The following is a 24,512-nucleotide window of genomic DNA, read 5'->3' on the forward strand; positions in this document are numbered from 1 at the left end:
TTATGTCATCACTCTTCGCCAAAGTTTTTTCTAAAAACTTTATTTGAAAAGATGCACTATCCTGGTTACTGTTTTCTCCGTTCACAGCAACCGATCTTACTTTCTCTATAAACAGAAATCCAGAATGTACTTTCAATATACGGTTTTCCATGCAAAAATAGTATTAACCTTCAGTTAGCTTTTTGTTTCCAGCATCTCCAGAAGATATTTCCGCTTCACCCGCACCTCCCCTGGAATCTCCAGCTTGGAGTAAATCTGGTTGATGTATTGTTTCACAGTTCCTTCTGATAAGTATAACTTCTGGGCAATTTCCCGGTTGCTCATATGCTTCGCCATCAGCTCCGTGATCTCCAGTTCCCGGTCAGACAAAACTTTAAACGACTCCGGATAGGCCTCCTCTTTTCGAAGCTCTTCACTATTCTTTTCCCATATTTTTCCCAAAGTCAGGATCTGTCTCTGAAATTCTTCTGTAATTCCATAATATGGTCTTTGCAAAAGATCTGCCAGAAATGGATAATTCTCTACAAATGGCATTAACAGTCCGTCCGGAACCGTCTGCTGGACAGACCTTTTCAAACACTCTGCTGCCCGGTCTGTTTTTCCAAGCTTCTGGTAGGCTGCCGCCAGCTGAAGCTGCACATGAAGTGCCACCAGATCATAATGAAGATTCTGGCACATAGCTAAAATCCCCTCACTTTTTCCAATCACCTTTGTGTACTCGCCCTGGGCCAGAGAGACCTGGTTCTCGATCATTTCCATCATAGGGCGCCCTGGAGCGAGAACATTCACGGTGAAAAGCTGATGTTCCCGAAAAAGCTGCGGGATCCTTTCCACCTGTTCTGTGATGGCATAATAATAGGCGCATATGCTGTCAAAAATATTTACCCACATGGTATTGTGCCCCTGTAAAAGCTCTTTTCGCCGGTCTTCAAAAGGCTTTTCCGGTTTCTTTTTTGTACAGATAGACAGCCTCTGGGAAAGGAAATCACAGCACAGGGCAATACTTTCCTGTTCATTTAACTGCGCACTGGCATAAGCCTGTTCAAGACCGATCTGGGCGTCCACAAAATTCCCGTGCATGAAATCCGCTTCCGCTTGCATGATCCTCTCTGCCCCCTGACCATGGCCGTTGGTGATCTTGTAATAATGGGGCATACACTCCTTCATTTCTTCCAGTTCCCTATCAAGCCCTCCGGCTTCTCTGTGAAACATCATCAGCACAGAAGGCGAGCCAAAGGTCCAGCCACCATCCTTCCGGATACTAATAGCTGGTCTTGTCATTTTCTGACTGGCGCTGCGGTGAAGCTGGCTCATTTTGGAAATATCATTGTACATAAGAAAGCTTAGGATCAGGTCGCACTCTCCTAACAGATTTCCACGCTCTTCTTCGCACATCTGAGGGTGTTCTTTTATGGCGGTTAACAGAATTTCTTTTAGCTCCAGCATTCTGGGAATGTTTTTCCAATTGAACATGCTGCGCATAAGAACCAGAATGGCAAGGGGATATTCTTTTAAAACAGAATGCGGACACTTGTCAAGGGTTTCCAGAACCTGTTCCGGCTTCAGGGAAGACAACAGGATCCCAGCGTCTTTTTCTATCACTCTCAGCATGGCGGCAAAATCTTCGCTCCCGCGGTACGCTGCCAGCGCATGAATATAATCCCCCTGATTTCCGTACCAGGCGCCATAACGGTCATAGTAAAAACTCTGTTTTCCTTTATCCAGAGTCTGAAATGCCTGATGGGCACATTCCTTCATCATATGATGGAACCGGTATGTTTTCCCGTCACTTAACCGGGTAACAAACGCATTTTGTCTGGTAAGGGTTTCCAGGATCTGAGATACCTCTTCCCTTCCTGTAACAAATTGTGCCATTTCTTCTGTGAACTCATCCGCCAGTCCCATGGCGCTTAGAAATTCCCGCCGCTCTTCTGGCAGTGGATTTAGCATGGAAGCGGCGAACATCTGGTAAATATCAGAGGCTTTCCCTGGCAGTTCCCCTACTTTCAAAAAAGAGCACAGGTTCAGATATACTGCGGAAAACCAGCCTTCACTGGATTTTAGAAGCTGTTCCAGCTGGCTGTCATTTAACCCGGTTCCGCAGCGGCGGGTATAGGCTGCCAATGCAGGCAGATCCAGCCGCAGATCATCAATGTCGATCTGGTGAAGCCTTCCCCCAAGCTTTACAATCCATTCTCCTGTTATAAAATGATCCCGGCTTGCCACGATCAGGTGCACATTCTCCGGAAGCCGTCCTGCCAGTTTGCATAGAAATATGGCTGCTTTTTCGTCCTTTAACAAATGGAAATCATCTATAAAAATATAACAATCTTTGCATTTTTCCAGCTGATAGCACAAAATATCTGCCAGAAATCCGGATGACGCTTCGTCCGTGGGGCAATCATAATTCCTTAGAAAGTCCAGACCTGCGAAAGCAAATCCATTCTGCACACTTTTCCAGAAGATGGAAAGGTTGGGGGAATAGATGCTGATGCGGATCAGCGTGAGCTGGTCTTCCTGGGAAAATCTGGACAGGTACCAGTTTACTGCCGTAGTTTTCCCATAGCCCATTGGGGCGATCAGGGTGGTCAGCGGATGGCTGGATATGGGCTGCATACATTTTTGTAAACGGTCTGATATGTATATGGAATTGAGGTTTGCTTTTCCTTTTGGCATTTCATCCCCTCACTCTCTTTGCCTTATATTTATGATTTTATTATAGTAGAAAATAAGGGAAATTCCAATGTATTGTTTGGATTTTTGCAGGAGCTGTATCACTTTTCAGTTACTGTTCACAGGTAATGTTCCGCGGGGGGTACTGTTCACAGGTAGTGTTCCGCGAGGTGTTTTTTGTGAACAAGGGTTTGACTTCTTTTTGTTCATCCTCTATACTATTTACTACTGAGTCAGAGTTGGCTGTGTTTTGCCTTCTTCCATTGGCATGGCTGGCCGGCCAGAGCGTGTTTAAAAAAAGCTTTCTGCAAGATGTGCGTCACAATTTGCAGGAATAATTTTTCAAACAGACTCTGGATCAGAATATTAAGTAAGGAGTTTTCCTATGGATTCAGATAAATCAGCAGTTCTTCCACAGGCTTTTCTGGACAGAATGAGGGAGATGTTACAGAACGATCATGAGGCTTTTCTGGAGGCCTATGACCAGCCGCGTACTTATGGCCTGCGAGTGAATACCGCGAAAATTTCCTGTGAAGAGTTTGAAAGGATCGTTCCTTTTGAGATAAAGAAAATCCCGTGGATTTCTAACGGATATTTTTATAGTGAGGACATACGGCCATCCCACTGTCCCCTTTACCAGGCAGGGCTTTATTATCTTCAGGAGCCCAGTGCCATGACACCTGCTTCCCGGATTCCCATCCAGCCTGGGGAGTATGTGCTGGATATGTGTGCCGCACCTGGGGGAAAAGCAACTGCCGTTGGTTCCGCACTGAGAGGGAAAGGGCTTCTGGTGGCAAATGATATCAGCACTACCAGGGCAAGGGCCCTTCTTCGGAATCTGGAGCTTTTTGGGATTCCCAATCTTTTTGTGGCAAATGAAAAGCCTGAGAAGATGGTGAAAAATTTCCCGGAGTTTTTCCATAAGATCATTCTGGATGCCCCTTGTTCCGGGGAGGGAATGTTCCGTAAGGAGGAGGCTCTTGCCAAAGACTGGACGCCCCAGAAATCGGAGGAGCTTTCACAGATTCAGAAGCAGCTGTGCCTGAATGCAGCAGATATGCTTCAGCCAGGTGGACAGATGCTTTATTCTACCTGTACCTTTGCGCCCCTCGAGGATGAGCAGGTGATTTCCTGGCTTCTTAAGGAGCGTCCGGAGCTTTCTCTTGTTTCTATGGAGAACTATGAGGGCTTTTCCACCGGTAATCCAGCCTGGGGGGACGGAAATCCCCAGCTGGAAAAATGTGTCCGGATCTTCCCGCATAAAATGCAGGGGGAGGGACATTTCCTGGCTCTTCTGCAAAAAGAGGGAACGGCCGGACCTTCTGCGGGAGCTTCTAAGGGTGGACGTCTGGCAGCGGATGTGCGGAAATATATGGAAGCGTTTTTCGAAGAAATCGGGTTAAAAACACTTGGCGGACAGCCTTTTGACTGGAACCGGGTGGAGGTCCGTGCAGACAAGGTTTATTATCTTCCGGCAGTGTCCTGTAATTTCAGGGGACTTACGTTTATCCGCAATGGGCTTTATCTTGGAGATTTGAAGAAAAACCGTTTTGAACCTTCTCAGCCGCTGGCTTTGGCATTCCTGAAGGATGAAGTGGAGGCAGTGATTTCTCTCTCTGTGGAGGATTCTCGGCTGGAGCGGTATCTGAAAGGTGAGACATTGATTGTTGAGCCTGAGGAGGCTGCTCATGCGAAGGGATGGCATTTGCTTTGTGTGGAAGGATATCCACTTGGATTTGGAAAACTTGTGAATGGAACTTTGAAGAATAAGTATCCGGCGGGATGGAGAGTGTAAAGGAGACGGCTTCGCGCTGCACCGTGGCTGGGGGCATCGTGCCGGTGCTGGGGGCTTTGGGCAGGTTCCGAGAAATACTATCCCCTTAGTTTTTCCGGGTTCTGAACTCAGTCCCCAGCATTGGCACGATGCCCACAGACACCCCCTGCGAACCCCAACCACTTATCATAACAATATCGCCTTTTTCAGCGTAAACGAATAAATATATTTCTCCTTCACCCTCCGCCCTGTCATCCTCTGGAGGGCCTGTGCGTAGTCTTCCAGCTGAGTGTGATAGAGGTCGATCAGCTTCTGCTCTTCTCCGCGGCGCACACGGTCTGTTTTGTAGTCCACAAGAACAATCTCATCTTCCTCCAGGAAATAAGCATCAATGATTCCCTGCACCAGCACCCGTTCCTGTGGATCCCAGGATTCGTCAATTTCTGCGGCACTTCTGGAAATCACAAACGGCTGCTCACGGAATAAATTGCCTGATAAGGCAGCCCCCTTCATTCTTTGTCCAAGCTCGCTTTCTATAAAAATCTGAACATCAGAAATACGGACACAATCAGCCTCCGCCTCAGATAATTTCTTATTCTCAACCAACGCGGTTACCTGCTCACGAAGCTGCTTTGTACTGTCCATTTTATTGTACTCCAGGCACTCCATAACACGATGATAGGCAGTACCTCTTGCCGAACCGGTAAACTCCTCCTCGGACTCCCTTTTCTCCTCCATAAACCTTGGAATCAAAGGAACAATATCCGGTTCAAAATAAACGGCCTCCTCAATATCTGTATCCTCATGATAACTCTTCTTTTTCAGGTCTGATACGCTGACCTTCACTGGAATATCTTTGCGGTATTCATACGGATACACAAACCCAAACCGCCTCTCCAGCTCTTCCCGGATGCCAGGATCTGTCACTTTTTCACAGTCCCATTGCTCAAAAAGGTCTTCCTCCATCTGCCCTGTAGCCTGGTCTACCACCTCTGTCTGGGCAAGCATCTGTGCGGTAATCCTTTTCACCTCAAATTCCGACGAATCATCATAAAGAGGATTCTCAAGTGACGGAAGCAGCCCAAACTCCTCATAAAGCCCATCCATACAACGGTGCCTTGCAAGCGCAGGCAGCACATAATCCCAGTAGGTTTTTCCATTCAGCCTTGTTTCCGCTGGAAGAAGCTCCTGCTCATTGTCCCGGAATCTGGACAGATAAAGCAATTCTTTTTCCAGATTGGCAATGGTGCCAGTCATGATCAGCTTCTCCTTAGCTCTTGTCAACGCAACATAAAGAACACGGATTTCCTCTCCCAGACTTTCTTCCAGAAGCCTGCGCCTGATCACCTGCTTATTCAGTGTAGACACGATCATCCGCCTGTCTGGTAAAATCGCATCTGCCCCGAGGCCAAAGTCCGGGTGAATAAGAAGACGGGCATTTAAGTCCTGGAAATTGAACTGTTTTCCCATACCTGCAAGGATCACAATTGGAAATTCCAGACCTTTGCTTTTATGGATTGTCATAATTTCCACCGAGCCCTCACCTGCGCCGGAAAGATTCACTTCCCCGTAATCGACCTCATATTTCTGCAAATGCTCAATATACCTTACGAAGTTGAAAAGCCCCCGGTAACTTGTTTTTTCATAATCCATGGCTTTTTCCACCAGCATGGCAAGGTTGGCACTTCGCTGGGCACCGTTTGGAAGGGCTTTCGCATAATTGCCGTAGCCGGTTCTCCGAAGAACTTCAAGGATCAGCTCATGGACAGGCGTGTAAACTGCAAGATCCCGCATTTCTGTAAGCAAGCGAATAAAATCATGCAGTTTCTCATAAAGCACCGCTCTCGCCGCTGGAGAAGTCAGTTTTCTCCTTGCTTCTTTTTCCTCATCCTCTTTCCTTTGGTGCCCTTCCTGTAAAAATCTCTCCCATTCAAAAAGGTCACCAGATTCCGGTTCCGAATTTCGTCTGTTTTTTTCTTCTTTCTCCCAGTTATCTGCCCTGTTCTCATACTCTTCCAGAAATTCCAGCACACTCTCGTAGATCATCCCATCCGGGTGCTCTTCCCTAAGCACAGCCAACTCCTGTGAAGTACATCCCACCAGCGGTGATCTGAGCACACCGGTCAGGGGGATATCCTGCAATGGATTGTCGCAAACCTGAAGATAATTCAGAACCGTAACAACTTCAAGAGCAGAAAAATACCCGGTTTTGGATGCTGCATAAACAGGGATTCCATGTGCCCCCAGCACCTCCGTAAAGGTCTCAGACCAGCCGGAAGCGCTGCGAAGGAGGATCACAATATCCCCGTATCTGACCGGACGGTATTCCTTCGTCTCCTTATCCAGCACCCGTTCTTTTCCTACAATTTCCTTTATCCTGTGGGAAATGGCAAGAGCTTCCAGTGCACGGGCATCCTGGCCTTCCATCAGATCTTCCAGTTCTTCAGAATCCTTTTCCACAAGAAGAACCTCTGTTGGAAGAAATTCCTCCCTGTTTCCATCCGGAAATTCTGCTCCCGGATAAAGGGCCGCAGCCTCGTCATAGGCAATCCCACCAAGATCTTCTCCCATGATCTGACGGAAAATAAAATTGGCACTGTCCAATATCTGGGATCTGCTTCGGAAGTTTTTGTGCAGGTCGATTCTCTGCTCGTCACTATCCGTTATACGGTACTGTTTGTATTTTTCCATAAAAAGCTCTGGCCTGGCCAGACGGAAACGGTAAATACTCTGCTTTACATCCCCAACCATAAAAATATTTTTCCTGCCATCTGCCCAGCCGGACACACAGCTGGTGATCATCTCCTGAACCAGGTTGCTGTCCTGGTATTCATCCACCATAACCTCATCATATTTCAGGGAAAGCTCACGGGCTGCGGCGCTCATGTGGTAAACAGATTCCTGGCGTTCTGGCGCCTTTCCATTTTCTTCCAAAGAAACCTCTCCCGTCTCACTGTCAGCCTCTCCTAAATTCTGGTCATTTTCCTCTCGTTCCATAAGGATCTCAAGGGCAAAATGCTCCATATCTGTAAAATCCAGAATGTTCTTTTCCCGTTTCTTTTCACCATAGAGACGGATAAACTCCCGGGTAAGCTCCACCAGCATTTCTATCGGCTCCAGACAGGACGAAAGCAGAAGCGGAAGCTCCTCTTCTTTCACTGTAAAATACCGGGTGCCAATCTCCTTCAAAATTCCCTTCGCACTTTCACGGATGGCCTTCACCTGCTCTTTTAAGGTGTCGTCCACCGGCTCCTTGGGCTTCTTTGTAGAAAGTCTGGCAAAAGAAGGACTGCCAAGAAGTGCTCCCACTCCATCAAAGTCCCCTTTCTCTGCTTTCTCCTTTGCATCACGAATAAGAAGCAGATCACTTCCCAGCGCATCGTCATACAGATATGGTCCGCCTGGTACAAAGCACAGCTCCCTTGCTTCTTCTATCAGTGTTTTTGCCTGGTCAAGATCTTCCACAACATTTTTCCATAACAGTTTCATCCATTCTGATACTTTTATGGACTCTAAATCCGTGTTTCTATAACAATCTATACATTTTTCAAGCCAGCTGTCAGGATAGGGATTACTCATCGCAGCATTATACAAAGAGTAGATCAGCTCCTTGATCCCGTCATCCGTTTTGCCAGACGCATAGCACTCAATAAAATACTTGAACTTCCCGCTGTCCTTTGCATAATAATTTTCCAGAAGCTCCTTCATAACATCTTCTTTCAGAAGCTTCAGTTCCCCTTCTTCTCCAGTCCGGTAACCGGGATCCAGCCCGATCAAATGGAAATAATTCCGGATCACATAGGCGCAAAAGCCATCAATGGTAGTGATCTGCGCAGTGTGGATCAGGGTTGTCTGACGCTGCAGATGCTCATTATCCGGGTTTTCATAGAGGGCATTTTCAAGTGCATTTGCAATTCGCTCCCGCATCTCCCCCGCTGCAGCTCTTGTAAAGGTCATAATGAGAAGCCGGTCAATGTCAACCGGATGATCCGGATCCATCACCTTCTCAAGGATTCGCTGCACCAGCACAGCGGTTTTGCCAGAGCCTGCGGCAGCACTTACCAGAATGTTCCGGTTTCTTAATTTGATCACCTGTTCCTGCTCTTTCGTCCACTTCACTGCCACTTACTCCACCTCCTTTGCAAAAGCGTCCCATAATTCCTCATCCGCAAAATTCTTCAATCTGCGGAAGTCATATCCAGGAATTTCCATATCAAAACCGCATACACCACTGTAGGGACAATAGGAGCAGGCGTTTTTCTTTCCCAGCATGTACGGCGCCACCTGGGCATCTCCGGACATAATGGACTTCCGGATATGGGAAATCTTGATCTTTACATAACGGTTCAGGATATCAAACTGTTCCCTTGTTGCCACTGATGAATTCTTGCGGAAACTTCCGTCCTTGTTAAAGGACACTGGAAGGGATACCAGGGAGCTGTCCATTTTTTCTACCAGTTCTCTATCTGCCTGAACAAGACCATTCATTTTCAGCTCCTTCAATACCTTTTGCCGGACAGCTTCCATATCTGCATCCATCTTCTCTTTGATCATAGGATCTTTGATATTATAATAAAAGACGCCTGCAGGGATCACCTCTTTATCCCTGTGCTTGTTTTTTTCTACCGTCAGGGCTCCATCCATGTAGATCATCAACTGAAGCTGCAGTCCATGGTACAGGGACACCAGATCAAAGGAAATGTTTCCAGTCTTATAGTCAATGACCTTTACATACAGCTTTCCATCTTCCGTTTCCATGGTATCCACACGGTCAATCCTTCCTCCCTGGAAAACCACTTCCACTCCTTCCGGCTGAAATTCTCCGCCCTTCAGCTGCTCCTGGATGGCCCACACAGTTCTTCTTACCATCCGCTTGGTGCGCTGGATCATATATTCATTGCGGGCACTGCTTTTCAAAATGGTATTTCCGTAGTCTGCACTTACCTGCTCCACCAGGATATCCGCCATTTCATCCCGTTGTTCATCCGTAAGCCCAGCCAGGGAAAGCTTCTCTTTATTTAATTCCTGGAAAAGCTTTTCCAATACCTTGTGCATGATATTTCCCATATCCATGGCACGAAATTCATACTCTGCACGCTCTGTCAGCTTCAGGCCATATTGAAGGAAATGGGCAAATGCACAGGCAGAATAGCGTTCCAGCCGGGTGGCACTGTATGGAGACACTTCCCCGTACAAAACTTTTGCCACACTTTCGCTTATAATATCCACCGGCTTTCTGGTTCTGGAAGCCTCCACCAGCTTCCTTGCCACTGTCCCATATTTCGGACTTCTAAGATACCAGCTGTAAAGCTCGCTGTATAAAGGATCTCCTTTTCCAAGTGCTCCATCTGCAAGACCTTTCAGGAAACATTCCAGGCTGTTTCCTGGAATCTCCATGCTGTCAAGAGTGAATTCCTGATCTGCTGCATTTTCCACTTCCAGCTGGGGATAAAGTCCCTGAATGGTGTGGATCAGATAGGCCGGGCTCAGCGGCTCTCCTTTTCCATTGGAAAAGCAGTAGGAAAGGCACAGATATTCACTTGGCTTGGTCAGGTTCAGATACAGGTAAAAGCGCTGGGTGTTCATCAGCTCCTTTGGTCCGGGTGCCAGCTCCATGCCTTCCTCTGCGAAAAATTCACGGTCCATCTGGGTAAGCATTCCACCGGAATCCGTATTTTTCGGGATGTTTCCTTCGTTCACTCCCACAAAAAATAAAGCCTTGATCTCTTTCAGACGGGTTCTTTCCATATCTCCGATGAGAACCTGATCCATACTTGGCGGAATCAGGGCAACCTTTGACTTGGCAAAACCGGTCTCCAGAAGCTGTACAAATTCGGTTCTTGTAAGCTCTTCTTCTCCAAGGATCTCCACCATACGGTCAAGGAGTTCCATAACAATTCCGTAGATTTGTGCATATTCTTTTTCCAGGGCTTTCTCCCCTTTTTTCTGGAAAAGAAGCTCCTGTTCTTTTAGCTTTTTCTGGATCTGGCAGCCGGTGATAAACTGATATAAACTATAACAATATTCACATACCTTCTTTTTTCCACCAGAAAAGCCCTGTGCCAGGATTTCTGTTTCGTTCACAAAACGCTCCCGGTATTCATTCAGCAGCTGGATGTCCCCTTCCCTCATTGTCCGATAGGTCCGGATCCATTTCCCGGACCATTTCTTATACCCCCGGATTCCAAGGGCAAGCACATAGTTCTCCAGCATGTCCGCTTCTTCTCTTATAATTTCAGACAGGCCGCACCGGAGATAGCGGAAAACACTTTCATAAGAAAAATCTTTGGTAACCATTTCAAGAGCGGCGCGGATATATTCCACAAAAGGATTCATAAGGATGGTATGCTTTTCATCCAGGAAATAAGGGATCTGGGATTCCTCAAACACCTGGGAAGCAATACTTTTATAGGCCTCCAGATTACCGGTGATCACCGCGATCTCGCCGTATTTCAAGCCTTTTTCACGCACCATACGGCGGATCCTTCTGGCGGTCTCTTCCAGTTCTTTTATGGGAGATTCCGCTGCAAATATGCGGATCTCGTCCTGCTTTTTCTCATAGGATGCTCTCTGGTACCGGAACAGATGCTTTTCCAGGAAGCCAAGGGCAGGTGAATTCTGGAAACGGCCGTGTTCGTCCTCTTTTAGCAGAACAGGTTCGTCCAGGTCATTGGTAAGTCCGGATAAAGTATGGAGCATTTTCCGGCTCATATAAAAGAGCTGGTGTGGTTTTCCCATCTGTGAATAATTCTGGGCAGCATCCATGGTGACGGTTACAAGTACCTTGCTGCATACGGCTAAAAGTTCCTGGATCACATTCATCTGCACTGGGGTGAAGCCTGTAAATCCATCCAGAAGGAGGACTGCATTTCTCAGCTTATTGGAAAATGGGATGGCTTTTTTCAAAGCGTCCATTACACCCTCTCCGGTCATATAATGGCCTTCCAGATACCCAAGGAAAGCCTGATACAAAACTCCCACGTCCTGCATTTTCATATGAAGCAAAGATTCTGATCCTGTTTTTTCCAGCATAGTTTCCAGATCTTCTTCGTGGATGTCGTACTGCATAAACTCAGAGAGCAGAGATTTTACCTCATCCAGATAGCCGGGCTTGTTCATCTGGCTGCCAAGATAGGGCAGGTTTTTCCGGTGCTGCTGGACTAATTTCTGAAGCACCATACTTTTTCCAGTGTCATCCAGAAGGACTTCCTGGGCACCACCCACTTCCCCGAAAATGCGGTAGGCAAGACGCTCAAAGCTTAGCACATCAATATTCAGGATTCCTTTTCCAGGGTGCATTTCCACCACATTCTTCTGTGTCTGCATAGTGAACTGCTCCGGGACAATGATGTAGTACAGGCACTGGGGATTTTCCAGGGATTCCTGGATGATGTGCTGGCAGGCATAATGGGTTTTGCCGATACCGGAACTGCCGATAATGAATTGTAGGGACACGTTCTTTCCTCCTAGTATAATAATCGGTGTTACTATTTATCTTATATTCTATCATATTTTCGTTATTTTGATAATAGGATAGAATAAGTAAGTGAATGCCTGGTGTTGCTGTGAACGGAGTGAACAGTAACTGCCTGGTTTTTCCAGGATTTTTCCATTATAAATGCGAAACAGGAGGCGCAGTCCATGAGTTCGAAAACCAGGATCATCGTGTTACATATGAAGGAAGTGGTGTATACCATCGCCTTTCTGATTCTTGCTATTCTTCTGGGAGTGCTGATCTATTTTATGTTTGGACCGGGAAAAAGTCAGACTACGGCAGCCACAGGGGAGGGACTTTATACACCGGGAGTTTACCGAAGCTCTCTTACTTTGAATAAAAATACCTTTGATGTGGAGGTTACAGTAGATCAGAACAGCATCCAGTCCATTGAGCTGGTGAACTTAAGTGAAAGTACCACTGCCATGTTTCCGCTGGTGAAACCTTCCCTTGAGTCCCTGGCAAGCCAGATCGTGAACAGCCAGTCCCTGGATGACCTGAAGTATTCCACAGACCGGAAATATACGTCACAGCTGCTTCTTTCTGCCATTGAAGATGCACTAAAAAAGGCGGAGAACCATGTTAGTTCTCCGCCTGTGGAATGATTTATAATTATACTTCATGCAAAACATGTTCAAGGCTGGGCGACGCAAAATACTTTATGCCTCAATCTCTTCCAGCGCTTCCATCCACACTGCTGCGCTTGCATCACTTGGCATACGCAGGTCTCCTCTTGGAGACAGTGCCACACTACCAACCTTCGGACCATCCGGCAGGCAGGAACGCTTGAACTGCTGGGCGAAAAATCTGCGATAGAAGGTTTTCAGCCATTTCAGGATCGTTGCCTTGTCATAGGTATCCGCAAAAGTACGGCAGGCAATACGGTAAATTTTATCTGGCTCAAAGCCTGCTCGAAGCATGTAGTACAGATAGAAATCGTGAAGCTCATAAGGACCAACCAGGTCTTCTGTTTTCTGGGCGATCTTGCCATCCTTAGGCGGCAGAAGTTCTGGACTTACCGGAGTATCCAGGATATCCAGAAGTACCTCCTCCAATTCTTTCTCGCCACAGGTGTCTGCGTAATAGCGGACAAGGTGTCTTACCAGAGTCTTCGGAACAGAGGCATTTACACCGTACATGGACATATGATCTCCATTATAAGTCGCCCATCCAAGAGCAAGCTCGGAAAGATCTCCTGTTCCCACAAGAAGGGCGCCCTCCTGATTTGCCAGATCCATCAGGATCTGGGTTCGCTCTCTTGCCTGGCAGTTCTCGTAGGTTACGTCATGAACAGAATCATCATGTCCGATATCCCGGAAATGAACGTTTACTGCTTCCTTAATATTTACCTCTGTAAGGGTAGCGCCAAGGCACTTGCTTAATTTGCAGGCATTCTGATATGTCCGGTCTGTAGTGCCAAAGCATGGCATGGTGATACAACGAATATTCTCAGATGGCAGTCCCATCAGCTGGAAGGAATGCGCGATCACCAGCAGGGCCAGTGTGGAGTCAAGGCCTCCGGAAAGTCCTACCATTGCCTTCTGGCAGTGGATGTGGCTCATACGCTTCTTAAGTCCCATAGCCTGGATGTTCAGGATCTCTTCACAGCGCATATCCCTCTCTTCTTTTACAGAAGGTACGAAAGGATAGGGGGCAAAATTTCTGGTAAGAGAGGTCTCTTCCACTTCCACCTCAAAAGGTACCATCTGGCAGTCTGAATCGTCTGCTGCCGGATAGGTGGAAAGTCTTCTTCTCTCATCTGCCAGTCGCTGCACATCGATTTCCCCGTAGATCACTGTATTATGAAAACGCTTGGCTTCAGCCAGCATAGTGCCGTTCTCCGCGATCAGATTCTGTCCGCCAAACACCAGGTCCTGGGAGGATTCTCCCTCTCCTGCTGTGGCATAAATGTATCCGCACACCAGTCTTGCAGACTGTCCCTTTACCAGATCACGACGGTAGGAATCTTTTCCAACCATCTCATCGCTTGCAGAGAGATTGACAATAATATGTGCGCCAGACTGTGCAAGGTTCACACTTGGAGGAAGTGGAACCCAAAGATCCTCACAGATCTCCGCACCAACCGTCAGCTCCGGAAGCTCTTCGCACGCAAAGATCAAGCTGCTTCCAAACGGAACACTCTCGTCTCCAACAGTCACGTCTGTCCACACATCTTTTCCAGAAGCAAAATGTCTCTGCTCATAAAATTCGTTGTAATTTGGAATGTTGGTTTTCGGAACAAAACCAAGGATATTTCCATGGTTCAATGCTGCTGCCACATTATAAAGCTTGCCATTCATCCGCATCGGCAGTCCTACAAAGATCAGCGCATCTACCTCTTCTGTCTCTTCAGCAATGGTCAGGAGGCTCTTCCATGCGCTGTCCAGAAGTCTTCTCTGAAGAAAAAGATCCTGGCAGGTATAACCTGTGATACAAAGCTCCGGCAGTACCATGAGCTTGGCATGCTGTTCCTCCATTTCATGGATCAGTTCCAGAATTGCTTTGGTGTTTGCCTTGCAGTCTGCAACTGTGATCTGCGGCGTACCTGCCGCTACTTTAATAAATCCCTGATTCATATCCTGTTCCTCTCTTATCCTGCTATTTTCGTATCTTTGCATGCAAATCTCCTTAACAGATCTAAATGCAGTACTACTATGAAAAATAGCAATTCTGTTTCTATTCAGCTTATTTACATCTACGCAGAATCTCTTTCAGTTCTTCCACAGTAAAGTTATAATTGGTATTGCAGAAATGGCAGTTCATTTCGATTGGCTTTCCCTCCTGGATCATTTCGTTTAACTCTTTTCTGCCAATGCTGATCAGTGCTTTCTCCACTCTTTCCTTGGAGCAGTTGCAGTGAAAACGGGTGTCTGTTTTCTCGTTGATCTGCATGTCAAACCCCTCAAGCACTTTTTCAAGCAGGCTCTCCGGAGTATGTCCTTCTTCTAACAGATTGGTAACAGAGCTGATCTTCTGGACGTTCTGCTCCAGTCTGGAGATGACTTCTTCCTCTGCGAATGGCATAAGCTGTACAATAAATCCTCCAGCCTGGCGTACCGTGTTGTTCTTGTTCATCAGAACACCTAGGCCTACTGCGGACGGCACCTGCTCACTGGTTGCAAAATAGTAGGTCAGGTCTTCTGCGATCTCGCAGGTCTGCAGCATAACCTGTCCGCTGTATGGCTCTTTCAGACCCATATCTTTGATCACTGTCAAAAATCCAGGGCCAACTGCTCCTGCAACATCCAGTTTGCCTTTGGAATTCGCCGGAATACATACGTCCGGGTTTCCTACATAGCCTTTTACATTTCCCTGGGAATCCGCAGTTACCGTAAGTCCCTGCAGAGGGCCGCCAGCCTTGATCTGAAGGGTAAGAACGTCCTTCTCCCCTTTCATCATGGAACCCATCATAGCACCTGCCGTGAGAAGTCTTCCAAGTGCCGCAGTCGCTACCGGACTTGTATTGTGATGCTCTCTTGCAGTCTCCACCATCTGGGTAGTCACTGCCGCAAATGCGCGGATCTGGTCGTTAGCCGCAGTCGCGCGGATGATATAATCATTCATGTGTTTTCTCCAATCTATCTGGTTATAATATCGTCATTATTATTTGCTATTTAGTGTGTTGAAAGTTTGTTAGGAGGGACGCATTCGGACAATGGGTATTACTCACTCACCGGCGCAACGCTCCGATGGACTAATCGCTAACTGCGACTTAGTCGTAGTTACCAGCCAGCTTGCCGGAACGTTGCTCCGCACGGCGGTGAATATACATTGTGAAACCGCGTCCGGGGTAACGACCAACACACTAAACAGCCATTTTCCCATGCTCCCTTACCACAAAGGTAAGTCTTCCACTATCCTCTTTCGGAGGCTCCATGGTATAGGCATCATAAATTGCAAGCAGTTCCATACCGGCGTTTTTAATAAGCTCTTCGATCTTCTCCAGAGAATATGCCCTCTGATAATGCACTTCCTCATCCTTCTCATAAAGCCCGTCTTCTCTTGGAAGAAACAGCGCCAGCTCATAAGTATTGATCCCGGTCTCCTCATCATAGCTGTTCTCCCAGATAAAGCTGCCCTCATCCCGGTTCTCCGCAATGGTAGTATCCCCGATCATGTTCTTATACTTATAAATGGTATTCATATCAAACAGAAAAATCCCCTGGGGATCCAGATAATTATTCACCAGGGCAAATACATGCTCCAGCTCCTCTTCTTCTGTTATGTAGTTCAGGCTGTCGCATACGCTCACCACAGCCCGCACAGTTCCATATAATTCAAACTCCTGCATATCCTGAAGAAGATATAAAATTTCATGTCCTGACTCTACACGCTTCTCCATGGCCTCTGCCAGCATTTCCTCTGAGTTATCCACTCCGATCATATCGTAACCGGCCTCTGCCAGAAGCTCTGTCATGGTTCCGGTACCGCAGCCAAGATCCAGAACCAGTCCGTCTGTAATCCCATAAGCTGTCAGCTGCTCCTTCAGCCATTTGCCCCAGGTTTCGTAGTCTACATTATCCTGGAACATATCATATACTCTGGCAAAATCGCCATAAGCCTGAAAATTATCCATATTCCCTCCAACCGTCACGGACACAGCCATCCTTCCCGGATAGCTGTGTCCGTGTAAGTCAACCTTTCTGCTGTTTTCTTTAAAGATTTAAGATTATAAACTGCCCGGTGCAAATAGAATTCACAACCACAGCCATTTATATTTCCAAACTGGTGTATGTGATTACTCTACAGGCATGTAATATACGTCTGCGCCTTCTCCATGCCAGTAATAATCCACGTCGTTCTGATCGTAAACATCCTCATTGTTTACGAAACGATAGGTATTTCCATCAAAGTCTACCCAGTTTCCGTTTCCGTCTGGAGTAATAACAAGCGGATGTCCATCGGAGTTACGATAGATGGTTCTGGTCTGGTCGGTATCGGTCAGCTGCTCCTGTGTAAATCCTGCGGAGTTGCTGATAGTTCCATCACTGCTTCCGTCACCTGTGGAGGAAGAATCTGTAGTTCCAGACTGTGTACCGTCTGCTGTACCATCTGTAGTGCCGGTCTGTCCGTCAGCAGATGTATTATCACCAGATGTAGCTGGTGCTGCTGCCTTCAGTGTGGAATCTCCAAGGATTCCGAAGGAATCAACGGCTGCCTTGATGCCAGAATAAGAAGCATCATCTACAACAGATCCGCAGATATTGTAATACTCGTCAGAGCTCTTGTAAATCTTATGGATTGCATAGGTGTAGCCACCGCTCTTGGTGGTATCTGTATATTTCACAGTGTAGGAATAAACGCCCACACCTTCTACATCTGTATTGGTGGTATAATCCTGGATTTCGAAATCCGTTCCTTCTGTAAGATCAGAAGCCTGCTCCAGTGCTACTGCCAGATCCTGTGTATCCGGAAGCATTGCAGAAGACATGTCGTCCTCGCCCTGTCCGTGAAGGATCAGAATCTTGCCCTGCTCTGGAGATTCAAAGCTGAGCATGTCAGCTTCGTCTGCCTTGTTCGCCCAGGTTGCATCTGGAAGCTTGATGGATACGGCACCATTGCTGGATGTGTAAGTGCTGTCCTGTACATTCGGTGCGATCGTCGGCTCCGGAGTCGGGGTGGAAGTGGGTTCCGGAGTCGGGGTAGCGTCTACCACAACCTGCTCTTCCGGCTCATCTCCGCCAAAGCTGCAGCCTGCTGCGGCTACAGATACAGTTGCTGCTATAGTTAAGATTGCTAAAATCTTTTTATTCTTCATAGTATCCTCCTTATTTCACTGCCGTCCACAAAGTGCCCGGCGGCCTTTTCTCTATAAGTCCCTTACGGGGAGCTATTCACAAATAACCTTCTCTACGAATATGGTGAACAACAACCCTCGGGCTATATTTTACAATTTTATTACAAGCCTGTCAATGGATTTCCCAGTGGGGAATCTAAATTTACTGTGAAAATATTATAAACTTTCGTGACGATTTTTATACAGTTACAATAAAAATCCTGGTCAGCAGTCTGGATTGCCAATTGTTCAATAACTGCGGTGGAACTGCCATTCCTATATAGATGTATGGCCAGAACGCGGTATGTCCTCTCAAACGTCCCCAACAGGTTCCAGAGACTGGAATTTCACCTGTATTCTACACTTCGTCCGTCACACTTTTGTAATATTTATTTTCCATATTCGTACATATGCAGCTTATGAAGTGCCCTGGTGGCTGCAATATACCGTCCCTGCTTTGCGATCGGGCTCTGGTCCTTTGACGGAAACACGGAAAATACCTGGTCGAATTCCAGTCCTTTTGCAAGGTAGAAGGTGGTGACAGTCAGGCCTTTGCAGAAGCTGGTGCTGTCCCGGTGCAGATAGGAGAACCGGTTCTCCGTATCAAAACCTGTATTTTCCAGTTTTTCTTTCAGAATACGGGCTGCTTCTTTCGCCTCCACTTCTGTGCGAAGGATCACCGCAGCTGTCTCAAACTGCTCTTCGCCAAGCTGGAGCTTGTTCACGATTTCCTCCAGTGCTGCTTCCATAGCCTGCTTCTTTCCCCCGTTAAAGGACAGTTCCTCCACTGGTTCACCGTGGCGCTCAAACAGATCCATATCGGTGATTCCCACAAGCTGGTTGGCATAGGAAGCGATTTCTATGGTATTTCGGTAGCTTTTGTTCATAAGGATCTTGCGGATATCTTTTCCGAAAATTTTCGGTAAAAAGCCAAGGACGTCCTGAGTCTCGTCTTCCATGGTCTGGGCTTTGTCTCCCAGAATGGTCATGCGGCAGGGGAACATCATCCTGATGATCAGGTACTGAAGCCTGGAGTAATCCTGCATTTCGTCCACTACCAGGTGCTTGATGCCGTTATGGCTGGTCTGGCGAAGGAGACGGTATTTCATGTAAAGCACCGGATATACGTCCTCGTACCGAAGCTTCCGATCCTGAAGCTGTACATGGGGAAGTCCCGGATAACCGCAGCTTTCCAGGAAGCGGCTGTAGATCACGTAGAGATCCTGAGTCTCATACATGTTCATAAATTTCTCCATTACAATAGCGCGCTCTTCTTCGTCCATGTCATTGTCCCTAAGTGTCTCTACCTCGTCAATGAAGTTCTCTGCCACAGCCTCCATACGGGAAAGCAGAGGGATGTCCTGGAATTTGAAATAAAAAAGATTAATGATCTCCTCTTCTTTTTTGGTAAAGTTCTTATATTCCACGTTGTGGAAATTCATCAGCTCATCCTCTAAGGAGGTGAGGTAGCCTTCCATCTGGTTCAAAAACTCCCTGGACTGTTTTTCTTTATATAAGGAAGGCATATCCGGGAAATTCAGGCTGCGCTCGATCTGGTCATAACGGTCCTCACAGTCGGATACGGTGTCCTTCAGCTGTCTGTAGGCAAAAAGGTCGAAACTCATTTCCTTAATATTCTCTTCTCCTAGTTCTGGAAGGATATGGGAAATATAGTCCGAAAAGATGCTGTTTGGCGACAGGATCAGGATATTAGAGGACTTCAGATTCTGGCGGTCGTGGTACAATAAATAGGCAATCCTGTGCAGGGCAATGGAGGTTTTACCGCTTCCAGCTGCACCCTGGATCACCATGATCTTGTCCTTCGTGTTCCGGATAATGGCATTCTGTTCCTTCTGGATGGTTCGGACAATATTTTTCAGCGCGGTACTGCCGCCACTGCCAAGCTCTGCCATGAGGATCTCATCATCAATCTTCACATCGCTTTCAAACTGGTAGACCATGCGGCCATTTCGGATCTTATACTGCCACTTGGAGGCAATTTCGCCGCAGATGGTTCCCAGAGGTGCCTGGTAGGAAGCGGGACCTTTATCATAGTCGTAGAAAAGACCGCTGACAGGGGCACGCCAGTCGTAGATCAGCGGCGTATGTCCTGCCTCTTCTGCGAAATTTCCGATTCCAATATAAAAAATTTCCGGCTCCTCCTCCCCTTCAAATACGAAATCCACTCTTCCAAAGAAAGGGGAATCCAGCATTTTACGAAATCTTTTTCGCAGATGGATCTGCTGCTCGTTGGCGTTGATCTGGTGAAGAAGCGCCTGCTGGTTATCGAAATTTTCGTAGCCATACTGGTCCATCTCCGTATAGTTCTCCCAGTAATACTCATGCATTCCTTCGATATCCTTCTGTCCTTCCAGAATGGACTGGCTGATATGGGCGATCCTGGTTTCTAATTTATCTGTAACGTATGCAAGAAAAGCTGCTCCGTCTTTATTATCAATTGTCATTGGGGGTATACTCCTTTAACATTCGCGCTGCAGCCCTTTCTACCAATCTTTGTAAAAAGACACCCAGGACTGCTACAATAAATGAGTTTTTTCGTTGTCATGACTTTGTCCCTGCCTTCCTTTCCGGCAGAAACTTTGCTCCATTATACATTATCTGCGGGTAAAAGTACAGACAGCAAATCCCTGGATTTTTTCTCTCTGAAGACAAAAAAAACAGCAGTTTTTCCGTATATTTTCCGAAAAAGCTGCTGTATTTTTTTATCTGTTTCACTTACTTTTATGCAGTCTGCGTCTTATCAAACTGGCTGTTGTAAAGATCTGCGTAGAAGCCTTTCTTTGCAAGCAGCTCTTCATGGCTGCCCTGCTCGATAATATCGCCATCCTTCATAACCAGGATCAGATCTGCGTCCCTGATGGTGGAAAGTCTGTGAGCGATGACAAAGCTGGTTCTGCCTTTCATCAGGTTATCCATAGCTTTCTGGATCTGTACCTCGGTTCTGGTATCAACAGAGGAGGTAGCCTCATCCAGGATCAGGATCTTATTGTCTGCAAGAATGGCTCTTGCAATTGTCAGGAGCTGCTTCTGTCCCTGGGAAACATTGCTGGTCTCCTCATCCAGAACCATGTTATAGCCTCCCGGCTGCTGCATGATAAAGTTGTGGATATGAGCAGCCTTTGCTGCTGCGATCACTTCCTCATCGGTAGCATCCAGCCGTCCATAGCGGATGTTTTCCATAATGGTTCCGGAAAACAGCCAGGTGTCCTGAAGCACCATTCCAAACATTTCATGAAGCTCGCTTCTGTTGAAATCTTTTACATCATGGCCATCTACCTTAATAGAACCACTGTTTACATCATAGAAGCGCATGAGCAGCTTAACCATGGTGGTTTTTCCTGCACCAGTAGGCCCTACAATAGCAATTTTCTGACCATCTTTGACCTTTGCCGAAAAATCGTGGACAATGATCTTTTCCGGATTGTAACCGAAGCTTACATGATCAAATTCTACATTTCCGCTAAGTCCGTCAATAGAAACAGCATTCTCTTTGGTGGTCTCCTCTTCCTCCTCATCCAGAAACTCAAACACACGCTCGGAAGCGGCTGCTGAGGACTGAAGCAGGTTGGTTACCTGTGCAATCTGCTGGATGGGCTGGGTAAAGTTACGGATGTACTGGAAGAAGGACTGAATATCACCTACTTCAATAGAGCCTTTGATCGTGAACCATCCTCCCAGAAGAGCTACCATAACATATCCAAGGTTTCCAACAAACTGCATAACCGGCATCATGATTCCGGAGAAAAACTGAGATTTCCATGCTGATTCGTAAAGCTTCTGGTTATCTTTTTCAAATTCTGCAACTACGTCTTCTTCTTTATTAAATACCTTCACTATATTGTGTCCGCCGTAGTTCTCTTCAATCTGGCCATTTACCTCACCCAGATACTTCTGCTGTGCCTGGAAATATTTCTGGGAGTGCTTCATAACAAAATTGATGATAAGCATGGACATCGGAAGGATCAGAAGAGCAGCCAGAGTCATCCACACATTGATGGACAGCATCATCACAAACACACCGATCAGGGTGGTAACTGACGTGATCAGCTGGGTAATACTCTGGTTCAGACTCATCTGAAGAGTATCCACATCGTTCGTTACGCGGGAAAGGATTTCGCCGTTTGTCCGGCTCTCATAATAGTTCATTGGGAGACGGCTGAATTTCTTTGAAATATCTTTACGTAAATTGTAGGTAACGTCGTTGGAAATTCCGGTCATCACATAACCCTGGATAAAGGAGAAGCAGGCGCTTGCCAGATACAGTCCTAATGTCCATAACAGAATATAGCCAATTTTTTCAAAATCAATGCTTCCGGTGCCGTTTACCTTGGCTACCAGACCGTTAAAAAGCTCTGTTGTTGCCTTTCCAAGGATCTTTGGTCCTACAATGTTAAAAACGGTTCCTACAATTGCAAACAAAAACATGAGAACGAAACGGAATTTGTAGCGTTCCATGTATTTCAAAAGTCGTTTCATTGCTCCTTTAAAGTCTTTTGCCTTTTCCCCGGAGTTCATTGCACGGCTCCGATGACCACCCATCATAGGGCCTCTGGCTTTGTTTTCACTCATGCTAATTCCTCCTCTGAAAGCTGTGACATGGCGATCTGGCGGTAAACCTCGCAGTTCTTCATCAGTTCCTTGTGGGTGCCGATGCCTGCCATGTTTCCGTCATCCAGCACGATGATCTGATCTGCATTCAGGATGGTGCTGATTCGCTGTGCTACGATAATCGTGGTAATATCCTTTGTCTTTTCCTTCAGGGCCTTGCGAAGCTTGCTGTCAGTCTTGAAATCAAGTGCGGAAAAGCTGTCGTCAAAGATCAGGATCTCCGGCTTTTTGGCAATCGCTCTTGCAATGGAAAGACGCTGCTTCTGGCCACCGGATACATTATTTCCTCCCTGGGAAATAGGTGCTTTGTAGCCTTCTGGTTTCGCTTCAATAAAGTCATCGGACTGCGCGATCTGAGCTGCCAGTTTTACATCTTCCTCTGGCATATCCGGCTTACCGTAACGAATGTTGGAGTCGATGGTTCCAGAGAACAGGACTCCCTTCTGAGGTACATAGCCCAAACGGTCACGAAGCTCATGCTGTGTCATATTTCGTACATCCACACCATCTACTTTGACACAGCCCTTCGTTGCATCATAAAATCTGGGGATCAGGTTGATCAGCGTACTCTTGCCACTTCCGGTGCTTCCGATGATAGCAACAGTCTGGCCTTTTTCTGCCTTAAAGGTAATGTCGTTGATGACATTTTCCCCTGCTTCCGGATAAGCGAAGCTTACATGGTCAAATTCGACCGTTCCTTTTTCCTGCTTATCTGGCATTACCGGTTCCTCCGGATCATTTACAGATGGCTCCATTTCCAGAACCTCACAGATTCGGCCGGCTGCCACGTTTGCCCTTGGGAGCATAATGGAAATAGCTGTGATCATCAGGAAGGACATAATAATCTGCATTGCGTATTGAATAAATGCCATCATATTTCCTACCTGCATAGTTCCATTGTCAACGCCATGTGCACCGAAATAGATAATCGCTACAGATACACCGTTCATGATCAGCATCATGATCGGCATCATAAATGTCATACAGCGGTTTACAAACAGGTTTGTCTTTGTCAGATCCATATTTGCTTTTTCAAAGCGCTCTTCCTCATGCTTCTCACGGCTGAACGCGCGGATAACCGGGATTCCGGTAAGGATTTCCCTGGTTACCAGGTTCAGACGGTCAATGAGAGTCTGCAGCCTGGTGAATTTCGGCATTGCAATCTGGAACAGTACAAAAATAACAATCAAAATAATGGCTACTGCGGCTCCAAGAATCCAGGTCATGGAGGAATCAGTCTGGAGAACCTTGATCACGCCTCCAATGCCAAGGATGGGCGCATACAGAACGATTCTGAACATCATGGTCATAACCTGCTGTACCTGCTGCACATCGTTGGTACTTCGCGTGATCAGGGATGCAGTGGAAAATTTATGATATTCGTTACTGGAGAAATGAATGACCTTGCGGTATACATTATCTCGCAGATCATGTCCAAGGGCTGCTGCCACTCTTGCTGAAAGGAAGGTAACACTTACTGCGGCCAGCATAATCACCAACGCCATCAGAACCATCTGGATCCCGGATATCCGGATGTAATTCATCTGAATTGCATCCAGATTCTCGCCCATAGCTTCGTATTCTGCTTTCACACCACTGACAGCGGCCTGTGTAAGAATGGATTCCGGCATGTCGGAAAGCTTCTCATCTGCAGACTCCAGCATCTGTTTTTTCGCATCCTCCGGCATTGCTGACAGAACCTGCATTGGGTCCGTTCCTTCCGGTACCTGCATCTGGGAAAGCATTTTCTGGCTCTCTTCACTGCCAGAGGTAAAAGAGGTGTACATCATCAGAGGTTTGCACAGAAGATCGTTTAATTCCTCACGTTTATCCCCTGTAATGCCATCCTTCAGTTCATATGTGTCTCCATCCAGGACATAAGAGTCCTGAACTTCTTTCTGTGTGTCTTCGTCCATAAAAATCTGCAGCTTTTCCATTGTGCCCTGACGCATTTTTTCCGGAACACCATCCGGTATTCCCCCCTGCTGGATACCTACGTTAATTACCTTGGAGGTATAATCCGGCAAGGACAGATCACAGTATGCCTGCAAAAACAGCAGTCCAATGATCAGGACGATGTAGCCTGCCGATTTTTTCAGATACTTCATTAATTTAATCATGCTTGGGTTGTCCTTTCTACATTTTTTCAAAGCATCCGGGCTTTT

General features: G+C 46.8%; 12 protein-coding genes. 2 read left to right on the forward strand and 10 right to left on the reverse strand.

Annotated features, from left to right (window positions below):
* Positions 1-174 precede the first annotated feature (174 nt).
* Positions 175-2,676 carry a helix-turn-helix transcriptional regulator gene (locus LIQ05_RS00465; RefSeq protein WP_226817895.1) on the reverse strand — a complete coding sequence of 834 codons (2,502 nt, stop codon included), beginning with the start codon at positions 2,674-2,676 and terminating at the stop codon, positions 175-177.
* Between the two features lie 382 nt (positions 2,677-3,058).
* Between LIQ05_RS00465 and LIQ05_RS00470 the strand changes: the two genes are divergently transcribed.
* Positions 3,059-4,468 (forward strand): RsmF rRNA methyltransferase first C-terminal domain-containing protein, encoded by a 1,410-nt coding sequence (locus LIQ05_RS00470; protein WP_226817896.1) that lies wholly within the window; start codon positions 3,059-3,061, stop codon positions 4,466-4,468.
* 165 nt (positions 4,469-4,633) lie between these two features.
* Here the strand turns inward: LIQ05_RS00470 and LIQ05_RS00475 are convergent, their stop codons facing one another.
* Together LIQ05_RS00475 and addB are read right to left on the reverse strand one after the other, a co-directional pair.
* On the reverse strand, positions 4,634-8,572 hold the full coding sequence (locus LIQ05_RS00475; RefSeq protein ID WP_226817897.1) for a UvrD-helicase domain-containing protein: 3,939 nt from the start codon (positions 8,570-8,572) through the stop codon (positions 4,634-4,636).
* The gene (addB, locus tag LIQ05_RS00480; RefSeq protein WP_226817898.1) at positions 8,573-11,902 is read right to left on the reverse strand and encodes a helicase-exonuclease AddAB subunit AddB; all 3,330 of its coding nucleotides are present in this window, start codon (positions 11,900-11,902) and stop codon (positions 8,573-8,575) included. It abuts the gene before it with no gap.
* Between the two features lie 186 nt (positions 11,903-12,088).
* Between addB and LIQ05_RS00485 the strand changes: the two genes are divergently transcribed.
* The gene (locus LIQ05_RS00485; protein ID WP_226817899.1) at positions 12,089-12,547 is read left to right on the forward strand and encodes a hypothetical protein; all 459 of its coding nucleotides are present in this window, start codon (positions 12,089-12,091) and stop codon (positions 12,545-12,547) included.
* Between the two features lie 54 nt (positions 12,548-12,601).
* Here LIQ05_RS00485 and LIQ05_RS00490 read toward each other — a convergent pair whose 3' ends face one another.
* The 7 genes from LIQ05_RS00490 to LIQ05_RS00520 all read right to left on the reverse strand — a co-directional run bounded on the left by LIQ05_RS00490 (position 12,602) and on the right by LIQ05_RS00520 (position 24,467).
* On the reverse strand, positions 12,602-14,518 hold the full coding sequence (locus tag LIQ05_RS00490; RefSeq protein ID WP_226818050.1) for an NAD(+) synthase: 1,917 nt from the start codon (positions 14,516-14,518) through the stop codon (positions 12,602-12,604).
* A 109-nt stretch (positions 14,519-14,627) separates the two neighbouring features.
* Entirely contained in the window at positions 14,628-15,506 is an 879-nt protein-coding gene (gene hslO / locus LIQ05_RS00495) for an Hsp33 family molecular chaperone HslO (RefSeq protein WP_226817900.1), read from the reverse strand.
* Positions 15,507-15,747: 241 nt separating this feature from the next.
* Positions 15,748-16,518 carry a class I SAM-dependent DNA methyltransferase gene (locus LIQ05_RS00500; RefSeq protein WP_226817901.1) on the reverse strand — a complete coding sequence of 257 codons (771 nt, stop codon included), beginning with the start codon at positions 16,516-16,518 and terminating at the stop codon, positions 15,748-15,750.
* Between the two features lie 162 nt (positions 16,519-16,680).
* Entirely contained in the window at positions 16,681-17,700 is a 1,020-nt protein-coding gene (locus LIQ05_RS00505) for a hypothetical protein (RefSeq protein WP_226817902.1), read from the reverse strand.
* Between the two features lie 407 nt (positions 17,701-18,107).
* Positions 18,108-20,183, reverse strand: a complete 2,076-nt coding sequence (locus tag LIQ05_RS00510) for a HelD family protein (protein ID WP_226817903.1) — start codon at positions 20,181-20,183, stop codon at positions 18,108-18,110.
* A 277-nt stretch (positions 20,184-20,460) separates the two neighbouring features.
* The gene (locus tag LIQ05_RS00515; RefSeq protein ID WP_226817904.1) at positions 20,461-22,308 is read right to left on the reverse strand and encodes an ABC transporter ATP-binding protein; all 1,848 of its coding nucleotides are present in this window, start codon (positions 22,306-22,308) and stop codon (positions 20,461-20,463) included.
* The gene (locus tag LIQ05_RS00520; RefSeq protein WP_226817905.1) at positions 22,305-24,467 is read right to left on the reverse strand and encodes an ABC transporter ATP-binding protein; all 2,163 of its coding nucleotides are present in this window, start codon (positions 24,465-24,467) and stop codon (positions 22,305-22,307) included. The genes LIQ05_RS00515 and LIQ05_RS00520 overlap by 4 nt, the downstream gene beginning before the upstream one ends.
* Positions 24,468-24,512 lie beyond the last annotated feature (45 nt).

Source organism: Blautia glucerasea (assembly GCF_020537505.1).
GTDB lineage: Bacteria > Bacillota > Clostridia > Lachnospirales > Lachnospiraceae > Blautia_A.